The 384-nt window shown below is 59.4% G+C and carries 1 protein-coding gene; it reads right to left on the reverse strand.

Annotated elements, in window-relative coordinates:
- On the reverse strand, nt 1-384 hold a 384-nt coding region (locus E1181_RS31210), incomplete at both ends, for a phage tail tape measure protein (protein ID WP_132679981.1).

Consider the following 384-nt stretch of genomic DNA (forward strand, 5'->3'; position numbering starts at 1 on the left):
ATCCAGTTCCCGCGAAGCTGGTCTTCAGCCGCCCAGGTCTTTTTCTGCTCTGACATGATGTTATTCAGCGCCAGCGGATTATCGCCATACTGTTCCTTCAGGCGCTGTTCCGTGGCTTCCCGTTCTGCCTGCCGGTCAGTCAGCCCCCGGCTTTTCGCATCAATGGCGGCCCGTTTTGCCCGTTGCTGCTGTGCGAATTTATCCGCCTGCTGCGCCAGCGCGTTCAGGCGCTCCTGATACGTAACCTTGTCGCCAAGTGCAGCCAGCTGGCGTTTGTACTCCAGCGTCTCATCTTTATGCGCCAGCAGGGATTTCTCCTGTGCAGACAGCTGGCGACGTTGCGCCGCCTCCTCCAGTACCGCGAACTGACTCTCCGCCTTCCAC

This window comes from Saccharopolyspora terrae (assembly GCF_004348435.1).
Lineage (GTDB): Bacteria > Actinomycetota > Actinomycetes > Mycobacteriales > Pseudonocardiaceae > Saccharopolyspora > Saccharopolyspora endophytica.